Below are 22,952 nucleotides of genomic sequence, written 5' to 3' on the forward strand. Positions count from 1 at the left end.
GACCAATGACAATTGACCAATGACCAATGACAAACGACCAATGACCAATGACAATTGACCTATCCCCCATCTCTAACAGCAGTCTCAATCAACTGGGCGATCGCCACTAATGCCTCTGCCATTCCTCTTTCTGTCACCGAGGAAAATGTATCCCCAAACTCGAAATCCATCCCTGGAATTGCCACTAACCACGCTTGGGGGGCCTTGCCATAGAGGGTTTTAGCGAGGATGAGAAGGGAGGAAGGGTCGCTACTGTGGCCTAAACTTTGGGGAGACATGGAGTCATCGCCGTCGAGTTTGACTACTTGTAGTCCTTGTTCCTCTGTGGCAGGATAGGCATCGATAAAGATTGCCAAGTCTACCTGAGACAGGGGTTCGGCCAATTCCGGGGTGAGTTGGTGTTCGGACAGCGATCGCACTTGGGGTAATCCCCAGGATGCCACGGCATCCGCCACCCGTTGTCCTACGCCGTCATCGCGACGCAGGTCATTTCCATATCCGATCGCCAAAACTACCGTAGACTCCTGTTGAATTAATAGCATTTTCTTGGGTTGATTCTCTAACAATATTCTAACGTAACTTCCTTCTGTTTGTCCCGCAAAAACTTAACCACTTCCTCCACTAAACTACGGCGAATTGAAATATTCTTGGGTAACAAGGGATTCTGATAAAATTCATTAATTTTCTGACCCACCATAAATAAAATAGAGTCCGCTTGTAAGATTTCTTTCGCCAACAAGACGGATCCATTTTGGTCTGAAGGTAATCGGGTAATATCACAGTTGCAATTTTTCAAGACTTCCAGACATTTGGACAGGGTTAAAATCCCTTCTGTGACTAAATCAATCGTACTTAATTTGCCGATGGGGGGTAACTCACGCCGCATCGTTGAAATATCCATTTCAATGGTTTCCCCCAGATATTTAGCAACGATATTTCCCGTCGTCCCTCCACAGATCACTTTGCGTCCTTCAAAGGTTAGCAAGCGTTCCACATACTGTTGGTCATGACTCTTATCCAGAGGGGGACCGGTGAAAATCATTAAAGGGTTGCGTTGGCGAACATACACTCCGACAAAGGTTGCATCATCGCCAATTTTTCCCCCATAGAGGGAATAGGTTTCAGCGATGGTTTTTTGGACAATTTGTCTGGCATTTCGCGTCTGTGTCAGAAAGAGTCCTTCGATATATTTGGCAACATTATCCCATCCCCACCCGAAATTTAAGGCCACCCCTAAACCAGCATAGAGGACGCCATCACTCATGCAACCTAAAAAATCTCCTTCTTTGAGACTGCCTTCGTAAACGGTAATTTTTTTCTCTAAAATCTTCTCGGTTTTCCCCTCTAACTTGACCAATTTTCCTTGGTCAAAAAACAAGGGGGGAGGATTGTCAAAATTGATGACTTTAAAGAGGTCCGTATGATTATCAATTTGTAAAATCGTAAAGGTAGCGTAGGCAATCTTTCTAACTTGACAAATTGGTAAGGTCCCGATAACGGTTTTAATCACTTCCTCTAAGGGAACATCCTCATTCAGCATGGAAATGAGAATTTCTGTGGTGAGGGTGGCGAGAATATTCGCTTTGACCCCACTGCCTAATCCATCGGAGAGGACAATGGTGGTTTTCTCGGGAGTCTTACGAAACCGGACGCGATCGCCACAAAGTTCTTCCCCTTTTTTATTTAAACTTAAATCAAAAATATCTAAGAAACTATCCATCCTAAAGCGTCTCCCTTTCCACCAGTTTCAGAATTTTTAACAAACTGACTTTGGTTTCTGCCGTAGTTTCTCCCAGCAACCCAGCAATTTCTTGGGCGACTTTCATCTGGTTATCCACTACTTCATTGACTTTGGCAACGGTTTCTCGTTTCAGTTCGAGTAACTCTTTTTTCCGTTGCCACTCGTCGGTAATATCCACCATGATGCAGGCGATCGCATTCTGATCCCGAATCGAAAATAGGACCTGACGCACATACAGATTGTATTTGGGATATTCTTTCTCTTTCCCTCGAATCACTTCATTGTTTTCCCAGACTCGCTGAAACTCATCCACTGTCCCCAACAACCCAACTGCCGGTTTCCCCACCATTTCATCCACCGTCACATTAAACATTTTGCAAAATGCCGGATTAACGACGGCGATCGTCATGTCTTCATTTAAGACAATCAATCCATTCGGATCATACTCCCACAGGAGTTCCCACAATGTCTTTTCGCTAGTTACCATGTTTATTTAACCACTGCTAAAATACTGGGTAAAATTTCTTCTTGGAATTTGGTCTCGATATTCTCAGGGTTGATTTGCGTGAATACTTCTTCTTTGAATTTCATAACAATTCCCACGCTGCAAGTCTCCAAACAAAAAGACCCTTTTAGTTCGATTTTGTCCTCTAGTTCATACCGAATAATCAACTCCTGGAGTTGGGGCAGTACCTCATAGACTCCTAGTTGATGACAAGCAGAACCCATACATAAATAGAGATTTTCTTTGGTCATAATGTCTCCCATTTCGGTTATTTTTTCACCGACTTGGACCCAATCTGGCTTTTAAAACCCTGAAATTTTAGGATGAAACAGCCCTAACCGCTTTCTAGTCCCCCCTTCCCTCGCAAGGAAGGGGGTTAGGGGGTTAGGTCTCCCTCCGATTTTACTGAGGACCCCACCCTAACCCGGACCTTGCCAAGGTCCGGGGACCGGAAGTAAAAACCCTACTCTTGTAAGGGTTAGGTCTCCCTCCGCCTACTTTTAATGCCGATAAACCTCATTGACAACGGTACCCTTAGCATCAATTAATTCAATATGTAACGGCATTTGACCCGCTGCATGAGTGGAACAACTCAGACAAGGGTCAAAGGCGCGAATCCCGGCCTCTACTCGGTTCAACATTCCTTCTTGAATCTCATTACCATGAATAAAATGTTGGGCAATTTGAGTCACTGTTTTGTTCATTGCTAGGTTGTTTTGTCCCGTGGCAATAATCAGATTCACTTTCTTAATTAACCCATTTTCATCCACCTTATAATGATGGAATAAAGTGCCGCGAGGGGCTTCACTTACCCCGATGCCTTCTAGGTTGTTAATCCCAGCAGTGGCGCGAGTTCGGGGGGAGACGATATCCGGGTCATTGACCAGTTGTTCGATATGTTCAATGGCACAAAGAATTTCAATTAATCGGGCATAATGATAGTAGAAGGAAGAGGTAGCAACTCCACCGGCCCGATCGCGAAATTCCAACAACTCTCTATCTGCTGCTGGGGTTCCCATCCGACTACAAATATTCACCCTCGCTAAAGGTCCAACTCGATAGATTCCGTTGGGATATCCCTGGGGTTTATAATAGGGGAATTTTAGATAAGACCAGGGTTCGACTGCTTCTCCGATGTAGGATTCATAGTCATCTTCGCTGAGATTGTCGGCGACGATATTGCCATCACTATCGGTAAACCGAATCTTTCCATCGTAATGTTCCCAGAGTCCATCTTTACCTACCAACCCCATAAATAATGAGGGGAATTTACCAAAGGTTTCAACTTCGGTAGAAAAGCGGTCTAGGAGAGTTTTAAACAAACCCAGGGCGGTTTCTATGGTTTGCCGGGATTCTGGGAGGCGATCGCGAATCCAGGCGCAACTCTCTTCAGACAAGGGCGATCGCACCCCGCCGGGAACCGCCCAAGAAGGGTGAATTTTTTTCGCCCCTAACAGTTCAATAATCTTTTGTCCAAACTGCCGTAAGCGAATCCCACTTCTGGCCAAATCGGGGTCTGCGGCAATCAATCCGAAAACATTCCGTTTCGCTGGGTCACTATCCCATCCTAACAGAAAATCAGGACTACTCAGATGGAAGAAACTCAAGGCATGAGACTGAGTAATCTGGGCCAAATTCATCATTCGCCGCAATTTTTCCCCCGCCGGTGGAATTGTGACTGCTTGAATTTTATCCCCTGTTTTGGCGGAAGCAAGCAGGTGGGAAACGGGACAAATTCCGCAAATTCTAGCAGTAATTCCGGCCATTTCCCACATGGGACGACCTTCGCAAAATTTCTCAAATCCGCGAAATTCGACGACGTGGAAGCGGGCATCTTCGACTTCTCCGGCATCATCTAAATAGACGGAGATTTTGGCGTGTCCTTCAATGCGGGTGACTGGATCGATGACGATTGTTTTAGACATATAGTTAACCACTGATTTCACTGATTTTCACAGAGGGGGAGAGAGGGGACCGAGGGGAGAGAGGGGATTGAGGGTCTTTCTCCTCGGTGGGTTGGGTTATCCGAATTTAATCATGGAACGCCCTTTCATTTCGGGTAATTCTCCCCGGAGGAGGGGTTCGACGGTTGCTAAAATTCGTTGGGCAGAAGGGGGGCAACCGGGCATGAATAGATCGACATCGACGACTTCATGGACGGGACGGACGCGATCGAGAAGTTCGGGGACGATGCCGGGAAAATAGGGAAGTTGCCGGGTTTCGTCGCTTAATTCTAGGTAGCAACGTTTGAGGACGGTTTCCGCTTTTCCTAACATATTTCGCATCCCCGGAACGTTGGCGGTTACGGCACAATCTCCGAAGGAAATTAGGAATTTGGTGCGCTTTCTTGCTTGGATGAGGAGTTCCATATTTTCCTCGTTGGCGACGGCCCCTTCTACGAGACAAACATCTACGTTTTCGGGATATTCTTTGATATCAGAGGCAACGGGACTGAAGACAATATCGACTTTTTCGGCGAGTTCAATTAACCATTCGTCTAGGTCGAGAAAGGACATATGGCAACCGGAACATCCGCCTAACCAAACTGTTGCGAGTTTTATCTTGTCCATTCTTTGTTCTCCCTTGCATTCACGATAAATTCTAATTTGCTGCGATCGCGAGTCATTTCGGCAACGGTAGAACCCTTACGGAAAATTGACCCAGTTGGACAAGCTTCGACACATTTACCACAACTGGTACAGGCATCAACGCTTCCCCAAGGTTGATTTAATCCGGTGACTACTTTGGCGGCAACTCCGCGAAACGCGACGTCCCAAACATGAGCACCTTCGATTTCATCACAAACTCGCACACACCTTGTACAGAGGATGCAACGATTGTGGTCAATGCCGAATTGAGGGTGGGAAATATCAATTTCGCGATCGGGAAACCGATAGGGAAATCGACTGTGATCCATGCCTACTTCAATGGCTAAATCTTGCAGTTCACAGTTCTCATTGGCGACACAAACGGCACAGACGTGATTGCCTTCGGAAAATAGCATTTCCACAATCATGCGCCGATATTCTTGCAGGCGATCGCTGTCGGTGGTGATATCCATGCCTTCTGCCACTTGAGTCACACAAGACGGCAGCATTTTATTCACCCCGGCAATTTCCACCAGGCACAACCGACAAGCGCCCACATCGCTGACTCCGTTGAGATGACAAAGGGTGGGAATCCTAATTCCCGCTTCCTTGGAGGCATCCAGAACGGTTGTCCCCTCTTCGATGGCGAGGTCAACTCCATTAATTTTTAAGGTAACGACTGACATATCTTTTCTCTCTGTGTTAGATCGATAAGTTGCGATCGGGGCAACTTGAAAATTGCCCCATTCTCTTCTAGGAGGTAACTGATACCGCTGTCCCGGCGGGAACTTTCCCATTCGGACTGTCTTTCAACAGGGCTAAATACTCCTCTCGGAAGTAGCGCAAGGTACTCATCACCGGGTTGGGGGCCGTCATTCCTAACCCGCACAAACTGGTGTTTTTTACCATGTCACACAGTTGTTCAAGTTTCTCAATATCCTGAAGCGTTGCCTCTTTATTCAGGATTTTGGTCAGCATTTGATACATCTGCACCGTACCCGCCCGACAGGGAATACATTTCCCGCAGGATTCACCCCGGCAGAACTCCATATAAAATCGGGCAACCTCAACCATGCTGGTCTTTTCATCCATGACCACCATACCGCCCGACCCCATCATGGACCCGATTTTCACCAGGGAATCGTAATCCACTGAGGTATCTAACATCGATTCGGGAATACAACCCCCAGAAGGTCCGCCGGTTTGGACTGCTTTGACTTTGCCATTGGGGACACCGCCGCCCATTTCTTCGACAATCTCACGCAGGGTAATCCCCATCGGCACTTCTATCAGTCCGTTGTTGCGAATCTGACCTGTGAGGGCAAAGACTTTGGTTCCTTTACTCTTTTCAGTCCCAATCCCAGCATACCAGTCGCCGCCTTCTCGGATAATTGCCGGAATATTGGCAAAGGTTTCCACATTATTAATTAACGTCGGCGACTTCCAGAGTCCTTCTTGGGCGGGGTAGGGTGGACGAGGGCGCGGATTTCCCCGTCCCCCTTCAATGGACTGAATTAATGCGGTTTCTTCCCCACAAACAAAGGCCCCGGCCCCAATTCTAATCTCGATTTTAAAGTCAAATGGGGAATCAAAAATCTGACTGCCCAGAATCCCGTATCTTTTCGCTTGTTTAATCGCCTTTTGCAACCGTTCGATCGCCAGGGGATATTCCGCCCGTACATAAATATATCCCTCCGTCGCCCCGATCGCATAAGCGGCGATCGTCATTCCCTCTAACACGCGATGCGGGTCACTTTCCAACACCGACCGATCCATAAATGCACCGGGGTCGCCTTCATCAGCATTACAAATCACATACTTCTGCTTTCCGGGCATTTTCGCGACTGTCGCCCATTTCAACCCCGTGGGATATCCACCGCCACCCCGTCCCCGCAATCCACTCTTGCTAATCTCATCAATGGTTTCCGAGGGCGTGAGGTCATGAATCGCTTTATACAGCGGTTCATATCCCCCAAAGGCGATATATTCCTCAATCCGTTCTGGGTCGATTTTCCCACTGGTTTCCCGCACAATCCGCATCTGCCGCGCAAAAAATGGATGTTCTGGGTCACCTTCTACTGCACTTGCTGTCCCGCCATCGATCGCCTCAATAATGCTGGCGGCATCATCCGGGGTCACTTCTTCATATAGCTTGTTCTGGGCCTCAATTTGGACCAACGGCCCACGCCCGCAAAATCCCATACAACCGACGCCAACCACTTGGACGCGATCGCCCATCTTCTTCTCTTTACAAGTCTGTTCTAAATTCTTCTTGATGCCGAGGGAGTTGGACGCCTGACATCCCGTTGAAGTACAACAATGTACTCGGATGGGTTTCTGGGCCGTCCGTTCCTTCTCTCCAATCTCCCTAAGTTCTGCTAAATCCATAGTGTTTTAACCTCTCGCTTTCTTCCGTTCAAGGAGGAGGGTTGTCTGGGTCAATGGGTGAAACCTTCTCCTTACCTATAACTCTCTCACCCTACTTGATCCATCCTTTAATATGATCGAGTGCTTGTTCCGAAGTCTGCTTCCCAGATACAGTTCCGTCATACACCACCACCGGCGCAATTCCACAGGCCCCAACACACCGGGCCGTGATTAAGGAAACCTCACCATCTGCCGTGGTTTCTCCTTGCTGAATCCCCGTCCGTTTCTCCAGGGATGCCAATACCTCACCCCCTCCTTTCACATAACAGGCGGTTCCCAGGCACACCACGCAGGTATGTGAACCACTCGGTTTCAGGGAGAACAAGTGGTAAAATGTAGCCACCCCATAAACCCGACTTAACGGCAACTTCAGATTTCGCGCTACATATACTAATACATCTTCTTCCAGATACCCAAACGCTTCCTGAGCTTTATGGAGTACCTCGATCAGCGCATCTTGCCGATACTGGTTCCGCTTCATCGTGATATCCAGGACCTTAAAGCGCTTATCCCCACTCGGATGCTCTTTTGCCGCTTTTTCCTTCGGGGCGGATTTCTCTTGATCGTCGCTCTTTACCGCAGTTGATTGCATAGCTTATATCCTTACTCTAAACCGTGATCTCCTGGCACTGAATCGTTCCTTCCTCCCTTAACTCTCCCGTTAGTCCGGGACTAGACATCACCCCTTGACCCTTTTCTCTACCCTCCCCTGTTCTTTCTCTACTGTACCGCTTAACCATAAAACATTTTCATTCATTCTATAAATTTTTGTAATGTTTTTTTAAGAGTGCTGTGGAGATGACTTTAATCCAAGTCGTTTATCTTATCATAGAAAATAGAGAAACTTACCACAAATTTAAACCCTTTAGGAATTCTCACGGTTTTCTGATAAACCTGGGTTAAAATCAACCCATTTATCCCCCTGTATCTTGCAGTTTCTCCCTGATTTAATCCAGAAAGCGGCAATTTTTATCAACTTCTTAAGAGAATGTTAAATTTTAAAAGTATGGAAATTTTGATAATTGTTGTGCCTTTGACAATAGATGTGTCTAGGGTCTGTTCCGGATAGTAGAGCGTTGCTTAGTTTAACAATCAAAAAGTTGCCAAAGTCAGAAAAACCCATCGCCCATCATCTGCGGTCAAGTCACCCATTACCCAAACCCATTCGGGGTATTTTCCAAACAAAACCGTTGTTAAAGTTACCGAAACCCACTCTTAAAATTAATTTAAGAATTGGCAAATGGGAGGATGGGAGAGATCGGAGAATATTAAACATCCCGACGTCAGTCGTTATCCAGGTTTGTAGTAACGACTTCAGTCGTTATCCCCGCCTCCGCTTCAACAAATCCGAGGCAACTGTTCCCCACTCAGCATATCCAAAATCCGACTCGCACCGATTTGACTCCGCAACGTCACCAAACCCTGACCCGTCCCCGTCACCGTCCCGATCGCCACCGCATCCACACCCAACGGATGAGACTTCATCACCTCCAAAGCGCGACTCGCACAGTCTGCCGGAACAAACGCCACAAATCGCCCCTCATTCGCCACATAAAGCGGGTCAAATCCCAAAATCTCACAAGCACCCCGGACCTGTTCCTGAACGGGAATCGACCGTTCATCAATGGCAATCCCTACCCTTGCCGATGCTGCAATTTCATTTAACGCACTAGATAACCCACCGCGTGTTAAATCTCGCAAACAATGTATTTCGATGCCAGCATCCAGTAAATGTAAGACAAGGGAGGCGATCGCCGCTGAATCACTCTCAATCGTCGTTTCAAACTCCAACCCCTCACGGACTGCCATAATCGCAATCCCATGTCGTCCCAAATCCCCATTAATCAGCAAAACATCCCCCTCACGCACCGATTGCGGCGCGATCGCCTGGTCATGTTCAATCATCCCCAATCCGGAGGTATTGATAAAAATCCCATCTCCCTTGCCGCGATCGACCACCTTAGTATCCCCAGTCACAATTTGTACCCCCGCCTTCTCTGCTGCCGCCTGCATCGACTGTACCACCCGCCACAGAGTCTCCATCGGCAACCCCTCCTCCAAAATAAACCCCGCAGTTAGATACAAAGGACGAGCACCACTCATCGCCAAATCATTTACTGTCCCATGAACCGCCAAGGAACCAATATCCCCACCGGGAAAAAATAGGGGACGAATCACATAGGAATCCGTCGTCATCGCAATTTTAGTTCCTGGCAACGTCAACGCCACCGAATCATGAGGAACACCGGATGGTGTCCCAAACACCGGCAAAAACATCCGTTCAATCAACTGGCGCATCAACGTTCCCCCACCCCCATGCGCTAACAACACATGAGGATATTGAGAAATCGGAATCGGACAGGTTAGGGTAAAATCTTCTATCATTGCCACTGTTTCTATCAACTAAAGATATTCTACCCCGAGCCCGAACCTCTCCCCCTCGTCTAGCGCCAAACTACTGTACCCCTGCGCTAGTTTTACCCAAAGTTCGGATTTTTATCGGGGTGAGGAATAAATCCCCTGAAATAAGGGATATCAGGAACCTTACCCCATCCCATAGCACCTTCTTAAATCCCTATGCATCCCTCTCAACCTCTCAATTCCAACAAAAACCCCTCTCATCCCTTGACTCGCCGCCATTTCTTGAAGTTAGGCGGGTTATCCAGTCTCGGATTTTTAGCCGCTTTATCCGGTCCCCATTTATGGGAAGGAATGGCAAAAGCACAAGCCCAACAAACGCCTAAACTTTCTACTTTTAAATTTACCACAGTTACCGTCAATGAAACAGGAGAAATCATTCAGAAAGTCTGCAAAGAAACCCAATATTTTCGCGAACCTGTAGGCAAGGGTTTCGGGGTTGATTTAATTCAGATTCCTGGGGGTGTTTTTTTGATGGGTTCCCCCCCTACAGAATTAGAACGATATGACAGTGAAGGTCCTCAACACTCGGTAACTTTGCCGGACTTCTTTTTAAGTCAATCTCCCATTACTCAGGCACAGTGGCAAGAGGTGATGGGAAACAATCCCTCCACTTGGCAACAAGCTGATTTACCCGTAGAAAATGTCTCCTGGTATGATGCCGTAGAATTTTGTAATCGACTGGCACAAAAAACGGGACGGGGGTATCGTCTGCCGTCGGAAGCGGAATGGGAATATGCTTGTCGCGCCAAAAGCTCCACACCCTTTTATTTTGGTGAAAAAATCACCGCAGCGTTAGGGAATTATGATGAAGTTTTAACGGAAATTCATCCCCACCAAACCACCCCAGTTGGTAGTTTTCCGGCGAATGGTTTTGGATTGGTTGATATGCATGGAAATCTGTGGGAATGGTGTCAGGATTTATGGCATAATAACTATGAGGGTGCGCCAATCGATGGCAGTGCCTGGGAAGTCGGAGGAAATCCAGGATTTCGGATGCTACGAGGCGGGTCCTGGCATGATTTACCTTGGTATTCTCGGGCGGCACAACGGTTTGGCAAGGAACCGGATTCTCAAGAGGCGATCGCCGGTTTTCGGATTGCTCTTTCTAATCTCAATTAACCACAGATTTCACAGATTGACACAGAAATTTTTCCGTGAAAATCTGTGAAATCTGTGGTTATTCTGAATTTACCGGCATTCTAAGGTTTTCATGGCGATGTCGGTAGTCAGGAAAATGCGATCGCTGCCGATAAATTCAGTAAATCCGATTTTTTCGAGTTTATCCAATACCGGCCCTTTCACTTCGGCCAGATAAAAGTCTATTCCGACTCCCTTTAAATCTTCAATTAAACTTTTCAAAGTTTCCAAACCACTGCCATCAATCACATTTACGGCGTTGCATACTAATACTAAATGCTTGACTTCAGGATGATTTGCGATGGCATTTTGCACATAATTCTGCAAGTATTTCGCATTCACAAAATACAGACTTTCATCCACCCGAATCGCTAAAACATGAGGGCAGGTTTTTACGGTATGGCGTTGGACATTGCGGAAATGTTCCGTATCTTCAATTCGTCCCACTATGGCAATATGAGGTTTGCTAGTGCGCCACAGATGCAGGGCCAAAGAAATGCCGGCACCGATGAGAATTCCGGTTTCTACGCTAGTGGCAAGGACCGCAATAAATGCAGCACACCAGGCGATCGCATCTCCTTTATCATACCCCCACAGTCGTTTTAATGTGCCAAAATCTAACAAATTCGCCACAGCTACTAAAATAATTGCAGCTAAAATAGTTTGGGGTAAAAAATAAAATAAGGGCGTTAGAAACATGACCGTAATCGCAATCACTAACGCCGTAATAATCGATGCCAATCCCGTATTTGCACCCGCCGCAAAATTCACCACGGACCGACTCAATCCCCCAGTCACTGGATATCCCCCAGTAAAAGCAGCACTAGCATTGGCCGCCCCTAATGCAATTAATTCCTGGTTTGCATCGAGTTTTTGGCGTTTCTTACTCCCTAAAAAACTCCCCACGGCAAATGCTTCCATAAATCCCACAAAGCTAATCGCTAAAGCAGCCGGAAATAACTGTTGCAGGGTAGTTACATCCAAAACTGGGAGGGAAATCGGCGGCAATCCTTGGGGAATAGTTCCCACCACTTTCACTCCAGCAATTTCATCTAATCTCAATCCCCAAACCAATAAAGAACTGAAAATCACCAGCAGCAAAGGGGCGCTTTTGGTAATCGGGACGATCACCACTTCCGAGACTCGCCATTGTTTCAGATAATCCTTAACTTTTTTGTTAAATAATATTAAAATAACCAAAGCAGCTACCCCTAAAATTAAGGTAACTCCATTGGTATTTCCCACTTGCCCGCCTAAATAAGAAACCAGTTGTAAAAATGACTCGGTTTGGGGAATTTTTACCCCCAATAAATGTTTAAATTGACTGACTCCAATTAAAATAGCCGCTGCACTAATAAATCCCGAAATCACCGACTGACTGAGGAAATTTACCAGAAACCCGAGGCGGAATACTCCCATGAGAATTTCAATGATTCCCACCATCCAAGCTAGGGTTAAGGCTAATCCTAAATATTCAGCCGTATTTTCCGCAGCGAAGGCACTGACTGCGGCAGCAACCATCAGAGAATCCACCGCACCCGGCGCAACGGAGAGGTTGCTACTCGTTCCTAAACAAGCGTAGACAATCAGAGGTAAAATGCTGGCATATAACCCCACTTCTGGGGGTAATCCTGCCAGCATTGCATAAGCCATGCCTTGAGGAATCAGCAAGCTGGCGACGATAATTCCAGCGGTAATATCTCCCACTAAATACTCGCGCCGGTAATGCAATCCCCAATTTAAAATGGGAATATATTGTTTGATTGCGTTCATCAAAAGACTCGGTAAAAAGGTAGGGTAATTTCCCTGAGTAATTGTAGGTTAACCACAGATTTCACAGATTTTCACTGAGAAACTGGATTCAAAGTCCCTCTCCCCTTTTGGGAGAGGGATTTAGGGTGAGGGCCTAAACAACGGCGGGTTTACCACAGCCCTCGTTGGCAGGAACTGCTTCAGCAATTTTCTTGGGATTCGGCAAATTGAGGTTGTTCATTTGTTCAATGAAACTGTCGCGGTCTTTGCCCACAAACCGAGGGTTATAGTTTTTTTCTTCAATAATGGTGGAGACGGTTCTGCCTTGGTAGTCATGACCGGGATAGACTAAGGTTTCATCGGGTAAAGTGAAGATTTTTTCGTTAATACAATCATAGAGTAATCCGGGATTACCACTTTGAAAATCTGTGCGTCCACATCCGCGAATCAGCAGGGAGTCTCCGGTTAAAATGCGATCGCCATTGACGAGATAGGCATTATGACTATCGGTATGTCCCCAGGTCGCGATCGCTTTAATTTCGATGTCCCCAACCTGTAAAATTTCTCCATCTTTGATGAAGCGATCGGCACAGGCAGCGCTGGCATTTTCTGGGACGATTCCCTGACAGTTGGTCCGCGATCGCAGTTCTCCAGTTCCCGTGATGTGATCCGCATGAATATGGGTTTCCAGGCAATAGCGCAAAGTTAATCCCAACTCTTGCACCAGTCGCAAATCGCGATCAACTTGCTCGATTACCGGATCGACTAACATCGCTTCTTTGGTCGTTTCGTCAGCGATTAAATAGGTATAGGTGCTGGTTTCATTGTCATACAGTTGGCGAAATAGCATCGGGGGTTTCTCCTTTGAGTTAATTTCTGCGGTTGACTTGCTAATAGTCTCGCCCTACCCCAGTTTCTGGGTCTCCTGGGAGGCGATCGCCTTTTGTGGATCACGAGTGCGATCGGCCTAGGATGCTGGCAGCAGATCAAGACGACTTGCTTTTTACCTGTCTACTACTATATAGTAATATAAGAATAACTTTTTGACAACCGGCCAAAAAAGTAGAGGCCACCCCCGGGAGTTGGAGTCAGTCACTTTACTCCCCCCTCTTTTTCAGCAAAAATACTCATCATTAGATAAAAACGATGGTCAACCTCACACAACACCCCTCCCTAATCCAAATTCCGCAACCCCAAACCCAAGTTCGCAAAACCATCCATCACCAAATCCTGGCGATCGGGGGTGGATCAGCGGGAATTTCCACCAGTTCCCAACTCTTAAGAAAAAACCCCGCCTTAGATATCGCCATAATCGAACCCTCAGATATCCACTATTATCAACCCGGTTGGACCTTAACCGGCGGCGGAGTCTTTCAAATTGAACACACCCGCAAACGTCAAAAAGATGTCATGCCAAAAGGCGTAACTTGGATCAAAGACAAAGCCGTCAAACTTAACCCCGACGGCAATACCGTCATTACCGCCAGTGGGATAGAGATAGAATATGACTGTTTAATTGTCTGTCCGGGAATTCAAATTGACTGGCATTTAATCAAAGGTCTTAAACAAGCCCTCGGCCAAGAAGGCGTCACCTCCAATTATTCCCCAATTTATGCGCCCTACACTTGGGAAACCATTAAAAATTTCCAAGGCGGTAACGCCCTCTTTACCTTTCCCAAAACCCCGATTAAATGCGGAGGAGCGGCCCAAAAGGTCATGTACATGGCTGATGATACATTTAGAAGTAAATGGGGAGTTCGAGAGCGCTCTAAGGTCATGTTTTTGACCCCATCTACTAAAATGTTTACCGTCCCAGCTTATTCCAAAATTTTAGAAAATGTCGTAAAACAGCGGGATATAGAGGTAAAATTTCAGCACAATCTTAAGGAAATTCGCCCCGAAACCAAAGAAGCTATTTTTGATGTTCTCCTCAATAACTCTCCCGTGGATGAACTTAGCATCAAGTACGATATGATTCACGTTGCACCCCCTCAAAGCGCTCCTGAATTTATTAAACAAAGCCCTCTGGCCGTGCCGAATAATCCTTATGGTTGGGTGGATGTGGACCGAGATACCCTGCAACATACCCGCTATCCTAATGTCTTCGCCCTTGGGGATGTCTCCTCCCTCCCCACCTCTAAAACTCTGGCCGCAGTTCGCAAGCAAGCGCCGGTTTTGGCCGAAAACTTACTGGCATTTTTGGACTCAAAACCCCTCCAAGCTCGCTACGATGGCTACACTTGTTGTCCCTTAATTACCGGCTATGACAAAACAATAATGGCCGAGTTTGATGCGTACAATTGTCGTCCAATTTCGAGTTTTCCGCTCAATCCCGCCAAAGAACGCTGGATCATGTGGCTGATGAAAAAACACATGATGCCTTGGATTTATTGGAATCGGATGTTAAAAGGATCGCGGTTTGAGGGGGATTACATTAAATTTATGCAGTGGCAGGAAAAATCACCCCCTTTTGATTAGATATCTGCTCTAAATGAAAGAGAAAATTCCTCCAAGTAGTGGGAGCATCTGGCTCCCTACTATTGTCTGCTCAAAATGATTTACTCTGGCTATACCTTTTTATGATTGTGTTCCAATCCGAGCATAATATTCTCATGCACCCGTTCCATCAACTCAGTGTAATCGGTGTATTTTGTGGCGCTTTATTCGCCGCAATTCACGGCTCCTTAGTCACTTCTTCTTTAGTTCGCGAAACCACCGAAAACGAATCGAATAACTTCAGTTATAAGTTCCGCCAAGGAGTAGGGTGGGCATTGCCCACCTTTCTGTGCAGATGGGCATTGCTTTCTGTGTAGGTGGGCATTGCCCACCCTACTTCTGTTCAAGTTTTTGCGTGTTTTTGGGGTGTCAAATAGGCTCTACTAGCCGCATTTTTATCGAAATTAGAAAGGCTTTAACGTTCCCTCAAAATTCCCGGAGTCCAGAAAACAATTAGAAACTTAAAACTTGACAGTTCTCCCTCAAAATGTTCTATAATAAAAGAAACAACCAGCCCGAGTGGGTACTTTTCCCGTTTGGGCCAAGCAACTCCCCCTCATTTTAATGGTTCTCAAATAGAATAATCCTCAAGCGAGACGCCACTTTCTATTTATTTCCTCATATTGAATTAACTGAAACAGAGGCTAACTATGACGGCAAATCAGACTAAACAACTGCTCGATATTGACGCGCTAACCTTGCAACAGGGATTAAGCGACCAAAAAATATCCCTGATTGATGTGCGAGAACCGGGGGAATTTGCTGGGGGACATATCCAAGGGGCTACCCTATTACCCCTGTCTCAATTTGACCCAAACTCGCCTAAATTGCAGGGGGACAAAGATATCGTTCTCTACTGTCAAAGTGGCAACCGTTCCCGACAAGCGGCGCAAAAACTCTTAGCGGCAGGAGTTCCCGAGGTGATGCACCTCAAAGGGGGAATAACCGGATGGAAACAAGCGGGATATCCGGTAGAAGTGCATAAAAATGCCCCGATTTCTATTTTCCGTCAGGTTCAAATTGTGGCAGGATCCCTGGTGTTTATTGGCACAGTTCTCGGTCATTTTGTTAACCCGGGGTTTTTAATTCTGAGTGGGTTTGTGGGTGCCGGTTTAGTCTTTGCTGGCATTACTAACACTTGTGCAATGGGAATGCTGTTGGCTAAACTTCCTTACAATCAAGTGAAGTAGTCAGGCGAATTTGAAGGGACCATACTGGGGTATAGCAAACTGCTATACTCCTTTTTTTATTCTTTTTCAGAAATCCCTTCCAGTTTGTGAGGGTTTTCGAGGCGACATCCGACGTGATTTCTATGAGCATTTATACTTGATAGCGGCGATCGCCATCAGAATTTCTCCTATCCCCAAGGGAATATGAGAGATTTTTCTCCCCTTTTAGGCGATCGGTCTTGACAGCCTAAAAACTTTACCAGAAACGGTTTTCAGCTTTGTAAGGGGTTTTATTTTTGACGAAATATTAAGAAATGTAACAAAATCGCCCTTTTCTGAGAAAAGTTCTGTAATATAACTATATAGCGATAGACCAAAATTACGAGGTCACATCTGTGCCGAAAAATCAGAGGTGGAGCGATGGGAAAATTATTTAACGAACTCAAACAAGACATTCAATACCAACATGGAATGAATGCCTGCCTAAACTGCGGCATCTGTACTGCGGTTTGTCCAGCGGCTGAAGTATATGACTACTCTCCCAGAGAGGTGATGAACATTTGCCAAAGTGAAGATGATAAATGGCTCATCGACTTGTTGAAGTCAGACAAAATTTGGTTTTGTGGACAATGTTATTCCTGTAAACCCAGATGTCCGAGAGGTAACAGTACCGCCGATGTGATTCTTGCCTTGCGTCGCCTTTCCATTCGTCACGGTTACTTTGCCGAGTCAGAAAAAGGCAGACAGCAATTGTTCGCCAAGCGAGTCTTTGGGGAAAATATGCTCAAACGAGGCTACACCTTAGTCGCGGAAAATATCACCCCGGAGCATTTCCCCGAGCTCGGAGAAAACTGGGAATACTATTTTGAACATATGGCGGAAATGCGAGTCTGGTGGGATGTGCCAATGGATCTGGAAAATAGCCCCGGTTCCCACCGGATGATTCCTGAAAAAGACATGGAAGAATTGCGGGCCATTTATCAAGCAACCGGGGCGATTCAGTTAATGGATGCGGTGGAAAAAGGCATGGAAAAGAAACTCGGGAGCCGAGAAGAAGTCGAAAAATTTTGGGAAAATTGGGTAGAAACAGCGGATAGTCGCAACTACGAAATGGACGAACCTAAATAAGGAGAACTAGCATCTATCCAGGGAATAGCTTTGAAAACTGAAGAAGCAGTCTGGATGCTACACCAGGTTGAAACTGGCTTGTTTGCTAATAAAGACTCAATGGATTCTCAGACTAGAATGTTTGACAATGTTTGACGTGAATTAAGGTTAATTTTTGAGATTAATTTCTGAATTAACCCGAACATAAATTTTCCCATAAAATTGTAGTAAATCAGGATGATACCTCATGAAAGTAGCAAGAGAAAATCTGGCTTGGAAACAACACGAGAAGCATTTGCCGACGATAGATGATGAAGGGGGGAAATTGTGGGGATGCTTCCGCAGTTGCTTCTTGCAAAGTGCGGCCCCTTACACGGAAGGGGTTGCCTATAAAATTTTGAAAAATGATTTGGGGATGGATTTGCGGGAAGCCGCTGGACATACTTCTTGTGGGGCGATCGGCTATCACGGCGATGTCACCACCATTGAAACTCAAATGGTCATAGCCGCGCGGAATTTTTCCGTCGCTCATCACGAATTAGGAGTAGATAATCTCTTTTCATTCTGTGTGACTTCTTTTGCGAATTATACAGAAATGATTAAGCTTTGGGAAGAAGACCCGGAGTTGCGGGAATATACGGCAAAAACTTTAAAAGAAACCACAGGTCGAGAGTTTTGGATTCCCCACGTTTCAGGGGGAAGGCCATCGGTGGTCCATGCGTCTGATGTTTTCTTTGCCAACCGGCATAAATTGGCAGCTAAAGCTAAGTATAGCCTGAAGGGAATTAAGGCTGTGGATCATATTGGATGTCACTATGGGAAAATTTTTCCCGGTGAGGCTATGGGTGGAGTGGAGTTTCCGCAAACTTTGGTGGGGTTACTAGAGGCTTTTGGCGCGACCATTGTGGATTATCCTGAACGTCGGCATTGCTGCGGGATGGGTTTTCGTCAGTGCGCTTTTCCCGAGAACCGAGACTATACCGCCAGTAGCGTATATAAGAAAATGGCCAGTTTGAAAGAAGCGCATCCAGACTGCAATTTGATTCTGACGAATTGTCCGGGTTGTACGGTATTTTTGGATGCCGAACAAGGGACGATTAAAGAGGTTTTGGAAGAAGAGTTTAATGTCAGCGTTTTGGATTACGCCCAATTGACTGGGTTAATGTTGGGCTATGACCCGTTTAAAGATTGCGGATTTAATGCCAAGGTGGTTGAGGTTGAACCTTTGCTGGATAAAATTGGCATTCCCTACGATAAATCTAAAACGGCGCAAGAACGCAGAAGACCATTTTAGAACCCCTCTATAGCAGATCCTTTATCAGTTGTGGAATGCCCTCAACCCTTTCTCGTCGGCGGCCCAAAGGGGGAGAGGGGAGCTATATATGTCATAAATCATTTAGGATTGCTATAGCCCCCTTGGGAGTGGGCATGAAGACTCAGGGATTCCGTTTGAATTTTAGAAAAATTAAAGGTGAAAAAATGAACAATCAGGTTGTTGTAATTGGTGGCGGCCCTGCTGGAATGGCAGCGGCAGGAAAACTGCAAAATTTTGGTTTAAATGTGGTTTTGATTGAGAAAAAGGCAGAAGTTGGCGGGCATTTAAATAAGTGGTATAAAGTGTTTCCGGATTTTACGGAGGCGTCAGAAATTACCGAGAATCTGAAGGCCGGTTTGGGGAGTACCCGGATTTTAAATAATGCGACGGTGACTGAGATTAATGGTTCGGCCCCTAATTTTCAAGTAACGACTTCCACGGGAGAAGAATTGGAGGCAGCGGCGATTCTGGTTTCGACTGGATATAAGCATTTCGATGCGAGGTTGAAAGAAGAATATGGGTACGGAATTTATGATAATTGCATCACTTCGGTGGAACTGGATGGGATGCTGAAGGCGCAAAATGTGAAAACTCGTTCTGGCAAAGTGCCGAAGAAAGTGGCGATGATTCACTGTGTTGGGTCTCGCGATGAGAAGGTGAATAATAATTATTGTTCGCGAGTTTGTTGTACGAATGCGATTAAGGTGGCGATCGAGGTTAAGGAACAAAATCCCGAGTCGGAAATTTACTGCCTTTATATGGATATTCGGGTGTTTGGTCGCGGGTATGAGGAACTCTACCGGACGTCTCAAGAAGAGCATGGTGTGCAGTTTTTGCGGGGTCGGCTTTCGGAGGCGAGTGAAAAAAATGATGGGAGTTTGTTGCTGCGGTTCGAGGATACGTTAACGGCTAAACCGATGCGGTTGACGGTTGATTTGTTGGTTCTGATGGTGGGGATGGAAGGGAATCCGGAGTTAGCTGAGGTGGCGGGTTTAAGTTTGGGTTGCGATCGCTTCTATGCCACGGCGCATCAGCAGTATTCTAATAATCATTCGACGCGATCGGGGATTTTCCTAGCTGGGGCGGCCACGGGACCTAAAGCGATTATGGAATCGATTACGGATGGGCGATCGGCGGCGGCAGAAATTGCCAGTTTTTTGGCAAGTCATCCCGACAATTTCTCCTCTCATACTAATGGAAAATCGGCAGTAACCTTGACCTCTTTTGTGAAGTGAGGATAGAAAAATGGTAACTAAGTCAACATCAAAGCGAGCCAAAAAGTTTGTATTTGGTCTAAAAACCGATCGCCAGCTTGATGGCGATAAAATGAACTCAGATTTTGTCAAGAAAGTGATCGCTGAAGGCGGTGATGGGGCGGCGATCGCCGCCTGTATGCAGTGTGGAACCTGTAGCGGAGGTTGCACCAATATTGACCTCATGGATATGTCACCGCGAACCCTAATTTTAATGGTGCAACGAGGGGAATGGGAAAAGGTTCTTAACAGTAATGCCTTGTGGATGTGTAGTTCCTGTTATATCTGTACCTCTCGATGTCCCCGTGGGGTGCGTCCCTCGGATGTGATTGAATCAGTCAAGGCGATCGCCATTCGTCAAGGCATCGAAAACGACTCAACCCGATTCAATCAAATCTTTGTCGAATTAGTTCAAAAACGCGGCATTTTGTTTGAACCCGAATTGATGCATAAATATGGCGGATTACAAGGTCTAATCGACCAAGCCGAATTAGGAATCAAATTAACCCTCAAAGGGAAAATGTCACCCTTCCCAGACAAAGTAAAAGACCCCAAAAAATTTAGCGCCGCCTTAGAAAAGGCCAAAAAACAATGAAAAAATATTCGTATTATCCCGGTTGCAGCCTGCATACCACCGCCAAAGAGTTTGATATTTCAACTAGAGTCGTCATGCAGGAATTAGGAGTTGAACTAGAAGAACTCAAAGACTGGTCTTGTTGTGGTGGTTCCGTAGCAGCGGGAGTTTCTCATGATATGGGCATGGCGATGGCCGCTAGAAATGTGGCCCTTGCCCAAAAACAAAATCTCGATTTGTTAGCATCTTGTTCTGGGTGTTATAATAAATCAGCTAGGGCACTTAAAGCCTTAAAACAACCCACTGAACAAGATAGAATTATGGCTATCCTGTCAGAAATGGGGGTTGATGTTTCTGACTATAATATCCGAGTCAGAAATGTGGTGGATGTATTAGTGAATGACCTCGATATTGCCTCCCGAGTCCAAAAGCCCTTAACGGGTTTAAAAGTTGCCTGTTATTACGGCTGTCTTCTGACTCGCCCCGCCGATATCACCGGGTGGGATTCACCAATGTTTCCCACATCAATGGACCGATTGTCGGAAATTTGTGGGGCGGAAGTAGTTGATTTTCGGTCAAAAACCAAGTGCTGCGGCGGCCCGATTTTGGTATCCAAGCAGGATGTAGCCTTTGACCTAACGAAAAAGCTACTAGATGAAGCCAAATCCCTCGGCGCTGATTGTATCGTTTTAGCTTGTCCGTTATGTGACACCAACCTAGAACTGCGCCAGGCGGATATCGAAAAGCAATACAACGTTTCTTACAATTTACCGATTCTCTATATCACCGAAATCATCGGCCTAGCATTGGGAATCAAACCCGGAAAATTGGGAATGAACAAGCATATTGTTTCCCCGAAACCTGTTTTGGCAAAATTAGGGCTTTAACGTCCTATTTCCTCGGAACACGATTCAAGAACCGTTAAATTACCCCCTAACTCATCATGTTTAACAACGTTGGAACTTTAGATAGAATTGTGCGATTACTCTTCGCGGCCAGTCTGCTGTACGCCGGATTGAATCTCTATGCCGGGACCAGCTTAGGTCTGGGATTAGATGTCGCCGCTGCCTTACTCACCTTCAGCGGGTTGTTTGGATTTTGTGGAGTTTATCGTTTGTTAGGGATTAGCACCCGCAAATCCCCAAACTAACCCCGGTCAGTTCCCTGCCAACTCAGACAATTAGCAAATTTTCATAACATCACAATGGATAATAGTCTTCCCATTGAGAGTCCTTCCATGTCTCGCCGCCAGTTGCTCAATTTTCTCACCGGAAGCGTTGTCGCCGCAACTGCCACCGCCGCTGCTTATCCCGTCGTCAAATACTTTATTCCCCCCAAAGAAACCAACGAAGGCGGCGCTATACTGGCGAAGGATATCTTAGGCAATCCCATTCCCGCCAGCCAAATTTTAGCCGAACCTCCGGGGACTCGCGCATTAGTGGCCGGATTAGCCGGAGATCCGACTTACTTAACTCTTGAAAAAGATGCTACAATAAATCCGTGGGGAATTGTTGATAACTGCACCCATTTAGGCTGCACGTTTCCTTGGAATAACATTGATCAAGAATTTCAATGTCCCTGTCACGGTTCTCGCTACAACGCTGACGGGTCCGTATTACGCGGCCCTGCACCGCTGCCCCTGAAATTAGTCCATGTGGCCGTCAAAGACAATGCGATTTGGATTGCGCCTTGGACCGAAATTGACCCCCGTACCGGGGAAAACCCTTGGTGGGTCTAAATAGAACAATTACGAACAAATAGGAGAATAAGCGATGAAAATTGCTGTAACCAGTCAAAATAAAACAAGCATCACGCAACACGCTGGACATTGCCAGAAGTTTTGGCTCTACGGAACAAAAGACGGCGAAATTATCGAGAAAAAATTGGTGGAGTTATCTGCCGACCAATCTTTTCATCACTGTTCGTCCCATGAACCACATCCTTTAGATGAAGTGCAGGTTTTAATTTCCGGCGGCATGGGACAGGGTTTGATGCGACGCCTCGAACGAAAGGGAATTGAAGGGGTGATCACGAAGGAAACTGATTTAGATCAGGCAATTATGGCCTATCTGGATGGGTCTTTGGTCCGGGAAGAATCCGAATGTCACGAAGGACATCACGGCAATCACAAGGGTCAGAACCGTCATCAACACCGGCATCAACACCGGCATCAACACCAGCATCACGGTAGTACATCGGATCGTCAGTTTGAACCTGCCTAAACCGTCGGTTCAGTTGTCCAATAATGGGTTCAAAAAATATCTATAGCTTGGACTTGATCAGTTGTGGAATGCCCTCACCCCCAACCCCCTTCGACCCTTCGACCCCCTTCGACCCTTCGACCCTTCGACCCTTCGACCCTTCGACCCTTCGACCCCCTTCGACCCTTCGACTGGCTCAGGGCTCAGGGCTCAGGGCTCAGGGCTCAGGGCTCAGGGCTCAGGGCTCAGGGCTCAGGGCTCAGGGC

23 protein-coding genes and 1 pseudogene are annotated in these 22,952 nt (G+C 46.4%); 12 read left to right on the plus strand and 12 right to left on the minus strand.

Features of this window, described 5'->3' with window-relative positions:
* Positions 1–59: 59 nt before the first annotated feature.
* The 10 genes from J0895_RS08370 to hypE form a co-directional block, all read right to left on the minus strand.
* Complete coding sequence (locus J0895_RS08370) at positions 60–542, minus strand: hydrogenase maturation protease (RefSeq protein WP_207087651.1); 483 nt, start codon at positions 540–542, stop codon at positions 60–62.
* A 17-nt stretch (positions 543–559) separates the two neighbouring features.
* A complete protein-coding gene (locus tag J0895_RS08375) occupies positions 560–1,720 on the minus strand; it encodes a SpoIIE family protein phosphatase (protein WP_207087652.1) in 1,161 nt (386 codons plus the stop codon).
* 1 nt (position 1,721) lies between these two features.
* The gene (locus tag J0895_RS08380; protein WP_207087653.1) at positions 1,722–2,228 is read right to left on the minus strand and encodes a PAS domain-containing protein; all 507 of its coding nucleotides are present in this window, start codon (positions 2,226–2,228) and stop codon (positions 1,722–1,724) included.
* A gap of 2 nt (positions 2,229–2,230) precedes the next feature.
* Positions 2,231–2,497 (minus strand): (2Fe-2S) ferredoxin domain-containing protein, encoded by a 267-nt coding sequence (locus J0895_RS08385; RefSeq protein ID WP_207087654.1) that lies wholly within the window; start codon positions 2,495–2,497, stop codon positions 2,231–2,233.
* 249 nt (positions 2,498–2,746) lie between these two features.
* Positions 2,747–4,171 (minus strand): Ni/Fe hydrogenase subunit alpha, encoded by a 1,425-nt coding sequence (locus tag J0895_RS08390; protein ID WP_207087655.1) that lies wholly within the window; start codon positions 4,169–4,171, stop codon positions 2,747–2,749.
* Between the two features lie 96 nt (positions 4,172–4,267).
* On the minus strand, positions 4,268–4,816 hold the full coding sequence (locus tag J0895_RS08395) for an NADH-quinone oxidoreductase subunit B family protein (protein ID WP_207087656.1): 549 nt from the start codon (positions 4,814–4,816) through the stop codon (positions 4,268–4,270).
* Positions 4,804–5,520 (minus strand): bidirectional hydrogenase complex protein HoxU, encoded by a 717-nt coding sequence (hoxU, locus tag J0895_RS08400; RefSeq protein WP_207087657.1) that lies wholly within the window; start codon positions 5,518–5,520, stop codon positions 4,804–4,806. Before hoxU ends, J0895_RS08395 begins: the two co-directional genes overlap by 13 nt.
* A 67-nt stretch (positions 5,521–5,587) precedes the next feature.
* Positions 5,588–7,222 carry a NuoF family protein gene (locus tag J0895_RS08405; protein ID WP_207087658.1) on the minus strand — a complete coding sequence of 545 codons (1,635 nt, stop codon included), beginning with the start codon at positions 7,220–7,222 and terminating at the stop codon, positions 5,588–5,590.
* Between the two features lie 91 nt (positions 7,223–7,313).
* Positions 7,314–7,853, minus strand: a complete 540-nt coding sequence (gene hoxE, locus J0895_RS08410) for a bidirectional hydrogenase complex protein HoxE (protein ID WP_207087659.1) — start codon at positions 7,851–7,853, stop codon at positions 7,314–7,316.
* Positions 7,854–8,599: 746 nt separating this feature from the next.
* Positions 8,600–9,646 (minus strand): hydrogenase expression/formation protein HypE, encoded by a 1,047-nt coding sequence (gene hypE / locus J0895_RS08415; RefSeq protein WP_207087671.1) that lies wholly within the window; start codon positions 9,644–9,646, stop codon positions 8,600–8,602.
* 192 nt (positions 9,647–9,838) lie between these two features.
* Here hypE and J0895_RS08420 point away from each other — a divergent pair, with 192 nt between their 5' ends.
* On the plus strand, positions 9,839–10,801 hold the full coding sequence (locus tag J0895_RS08420; RefSeq protein WP_207087660.1) for a formylglycine-generating enzyme family protein: 963 nt from the start codon (positions 9,839–9,841) through the stop codon (positions 10,799–10,801).
* 69 nt (positions 10,802–10,870) lie between these two features.
* On the opposite strand, the gene J0895_RS08425 is transcribed toward J0895_RS08420, so the two are convergent.
* Both J0895_RS08425 and J0895_RS08430 read right to left on the minus strand, forming a co-directional pair.
* Positions 10,871–12,592: a SulP family inorganic anion transporter gene (locus tag J0895_RS08425; protein ID WP_207087661.1), complete on the minus strand. Its 1,722-nt coding sequence runs from the start codon at positions 12,590–12,592 to the stop codon at positions 10,871–10,873.
* Positions 12,593–12,725: 133 nt separating this feature from the next.
* Positions 12,726–13,421, minus strand: coding sequence for an MBL fold metallo-hydrolase (locus tag J0895_RS08430; protein WP_207087662.1), 696 nt, complete (start codon positions 13,419–13,421; stop codon positions 12,726–12,728).
* Between the two features lie 296 nt (positions 13,422–13,717).
* Between J0895_RS08430 and J0895_RS08435 the strand changes: the two genes are divergently transcribed.
* From J0895_RS08435 to J0895_RS08485, 11 genes and pseudogenes are all read left to right on the plus strand, one after another.
* Complete coding sequence (locus tag J0895_RS08435) at positions 13,718–15,049, plus strand: NAD(P)/FAD-dependent oxidoreductase (protein WP_242541150.1); 1,332 nt, start codon at positions 13,718–13,720, stop codon at positions 15,047–15,049.
* A gap of 98 nt (positions 15,050–15,147) precedes the next feature.
* Positions 15,148–15,327 (plus strand): annotated as a pseudogene (locus J0895_RS08440) (Photosystem Q(B) protein 1); the annotation flags it as partial.
* Between the two features lie 390 nt (positions 15,328–15,717).
* Positions 15,718–16,257, plus strand: a complete 540-nt coding sequence (locus J0895_RS08445; RefSeq protein ID WP_242541151.1) for a rhodanese-like domain-containing protein — start codon at positions 15,718–15,720, stop codon at positions 16,255–16,257.
* 399 nt (positions 16,258–16,656) lie between these two features.
* Positions 16,657–17,364 (plus strand): 4Fe-4S dicluster domain-containing protein, encoded by a 708-nt coding sequence (locus J0895_RS08450; RefSeq protein WP_207087663.1) that lies wholly within the window; start codon positions 16,657–16,659, stop codon positions 17,362–17,364.
* A 226-nt stretch (positions 17,365–17,590) separates the two neighbouring features.
* Positions 17,591–18,637, plus strand: a complete 1,047-nt coding sequence (locus tag J0895_RS08455; RefSeq protein WP_207087664.1) for a heterodisulfide reductase-related iron-sulfur binding cluster — start codon at positions 17,591–17,593, stop codon at positions 18,635–18,637.
* A gap of 185 nt (positions 18,638–18,822) precedes the next feature.
* Positions 18,823–19,893 carry an FAD-dependent oxidoreductase gene (locus J0895_RS08460; RefSeq protein WP_207087665.1) on the plus strand — a complete coding sequence of 357 codons (1,071 nt, stop codon included), beginning with the start codon at positions 18,823–18,825 and terminating at the stop codon, positions 19,891–19,893.
* 10 nt (positions 19,894–19,903) lie between these two features.
* The gene (locus J0895_RS08465) at positions 19,904–20,506 is read left to right on the plus strand and encodes a 4Fe-4S dicluster domain-containing protein (RefSeq protein ID WP_207087666.1); all 603 of its coding nucleotides are present in this window, start codon (positions 19,904–19,906) and stop codon (positions 20,504–20,506) included.
* Positions 20,503–21,372 (plus strand): CoB--CoM heterodisulfide reductase iron-sulfur subunit B family protein, encoded by an 870-nt coding sequence (locus J0895_RS08470; RefSeq protein ID WP_207087667.1) that lies wholly within the window; start codon positions 20,503–20,505, stop codon positions 21,370–21,372. The genes J0895_RS08465 and J0895_RS08470 overlap by 4 nt, the downstream gene beginning before the upstream one ends.
* A gap of 56 nt (positions 21,373–21,428) precedes the next feature.
* A complete protein-coding gene (locus tag J0895_RS08475; RefSeq protein ID WP_207087668.1) occupies positions 21,429–21,635 on the plus strand; it encodes a YgaP family membrane protein in 207 nt (68 codons plus the stop codon).
* Between the two features lie 54 nt (positions 21,636–21,689).
* The gene (petC, locus tag J0895_RS08480) at positions 21,690–22,223 is read left to right on the plus strand and encodes a cytochrome b6-f complex iron-sulfur subunit (RefSeq protein WP_207087669.1); all 534 of its coding nucleotides are present in this window, start codon (positions 21,690–21,692) and stop codon (positions 22,221–22,223) included.
* Positions 22,224–22,257: 34 nt separating this feature from the next.
* The gene (locus J0895_RS08485; RefSeq protein ID WP_207087670.1) at positions 22,258–22,707 is read left to right on the plus strand and encodes a NifB/NifX family molybdenum-iron cluster-binding protein; all 450 of its coding nucleotides are present in this window, start codon (positions 22,258–22,260) and stop codon (positions 22,705–22,707) included.
* Positions 22,708–22,952 lie beyond the last annotated feature (245 nt).

It is taken from the genome of Phormidium pseudopriestleyi FRX01 (assembly GCF_017313335.1).
GTDB lineage: Bacteria > Cyanobacteriota > Cyanobacteriia > Cyanobacteriales > Laspinemataceae > Laspinema > Laspinema pseudopriestleyi.